Origin of the sequence: Nocardia sp. No.11 (assembly GCF_038752175.1) — a bacterium.
Taxonomy (GTDB): domain Bacteria; phylum Actinomycetota; class Actinomycetes; order Mycobacteriales; family Mycobacteriaceae; genus Nocardia; species Nocardia canadensis.
Map to the genome: position 1 here is coordinate 1 of NZ_JBCGFB010000255.1, position 1,719 is coordinate 1,719.

2 protein-coding genes and 1 pseudogene are annotated in these 1,719 nt (G+C 73.3%); all 3 read right to left on the minus strand.

From position 1 onward, the window contains the following. Positions 1-32: 32 nt before the first annotated feature. A complete protein-coding gene (locus V8688_RS31865; protein ID WP_218719768.1) occupies positions 33-722 on the minus strand; it encodes an urease accessory protein UreD in 690 nt (229 codons plus the stop codon). Further along, on the minus strand, positions 712-1,419 hold the full coding sequence (gene ureG / locus V8688_RS31870; protein ID WP_218719769.1) for an urease accessory protein UreG: 708 nt from the start codon (positions 1,417-1,419) through the stop codon (positions 712-714). The genes V8688_RS31865 and ureG overlap by 11 nt, the downstream gene beginning before the upstream one ends. A 37-nt stretch (positions 1,420-1,456) precedes the next feature. Next, positions 1,457-1,719: pseudogene (locus tag V8688_RS31875) on the minus strand (urease accessory protein UreF); the annotation flags it as partial.

Below are 1,719 nucleotides of genomic sequence, written 5' to 3' on the forward strand. Positions count from 1 at the left end.
AGCCGGGGTTCGCCCCGGCTCCCACTGTCGTTCTAGCCGACCGTGACCGCGTGCGCCGCCTCGTCCGGCGAGCCGGCGCGCAGGCGGGAGCCGGTCCGGGTCGCCAGTGATCCGCCCGCGGCCAGCGGCAACCGCACCGCGTCCAGACCACCGGACCAGGCGGGTCGATCGTCCGGATAGCGCAGTTCGCTGTCGAGGGCACGGGCGGCGCTGAGCCGGTCGTCGGTGACCGTGTCCGCACCGAGGGCGAGGCGGTGGCGCAGCAGCGGCAGATCGTCGAGATCGGCGATCAGGTCACCACGCCACCGGCCGGCGTCCTCACCGCTGCGCCCGAGCTGCACTCGCTCGCGAAGCCGCAGCCGCGCGTCGGCGGCCAACCGCACGGTCGTCACCGTGTGGTGCTGTGCGCCACCGGCGACGATCGTCGGTTCCGGAGCGAAATCCAGTTCCGCGCCCGCGCCGACCTCGAAGTGCCAGTGCCCCACCGACATCGGTGTCCGCGCACTCGGCAGCGCGATCGTCGCCGCCACCGACCGGACGATCAAGCGCGCGCCCGGCAACACGACGATGCGGATATCGAGCTCGTCCCCACCGAGCGGGGTCGCCGCGGTCCCGATCAGGTGCACGGTGTCGGCGCCGGTGGACCGCCCGGCCAGGCCGCCGACCGCGTCGATGCGCGGCAGCCTGCCCGGGGCGGCGACGATGCTCAGCTCAGTGCGCAACGCCGGTCGCCGCGTCCTGTTCGGCGGCCACCCGCAGCTGCTCGCGCACCCACGCCAGCACCGGGGTGGCGGCGGGATCGTCGGTCAGCGATACCAGCGCGGTGGGACGCCCCTCGCGTACCTTGGCCGCGTCGCGTTCCATGACCCCCAGATCGGCGCCGACCAGGGGCGCCAGGTCGGTCTTGTTGACCACCAGCAGATCCGAGAAGGTGACACCGGGGCCGCCCTTGCGCGGCACCTTGTCGCCACCGGCCACGTCGACGACGAAGATCTGCACGTCGATCAGGCCCGAGGAGAATGTCGCGGTGAGGTTGTCGCCGCCGGACTCGACCAGGATCAGGTCCAGCGGCGGGTTGGCCGCGACCAGGTCGTCGATGGCGTCGAGGTTGGCGGTGATGTCGTCACGGATGGCGGTGTGCGGGCAGCCGCCGGTCTGCACGGCGGTGATCCGCTCGTCGGGCAGGACCGCGTGGCGGCGCAGGAAGTCGGCGTCCTCGGTGGTGTAGATGTCGTTGGTCAGCACGGCGAGGGACAGCTCGTCACGCAGCTGCCTGCACAGCGCCGCGACCAGCGCGGTCTTGCCGGAGCCGACCGGGCCGCCGATGCCGATCCGCAGCGCCTCGCCCGGCGTGCGGTGCCGCTTGGGACGGTCGTGGCTGTGATCGTGCGGTTCGCCGTCGATCAGATGGGGCGGCATGGGAACTCCTTCTCGAGGGGACGGGGATGTCGGGCGGCTACGAAGCGAACAGCGGCATGTCGCGATCCAGGTGACGTTCGGCCAGCGCGTCCTGCAGCGGGTCCGACAGCGCGGCCAGGCCGGTGACCGCCTCGGCGGCGATCCGGTCGCACAGCGGGGCCAGCCGCATCGTGCCCGCGGCGATGGCGGCGGGATCGACGGCGAGCAGCCGTTGCGCGGCGGTGGCCGCGCCGGTGAGCGTGGTGTAGACGACGACGCCCGCGAGCTGGTCGGGGCTGGCGCCGCAGGCGGCGCCGACCA

Bases quoted from the DNA above. Each gene is read 5' to 3' on its own strand.
- ureG (WP_218719769.1), bottom strand. From the start codon at position 1,419: ATGCCGCCCCATCTGATCGACGGCGAACCGCACGATCACAGCCACGAC.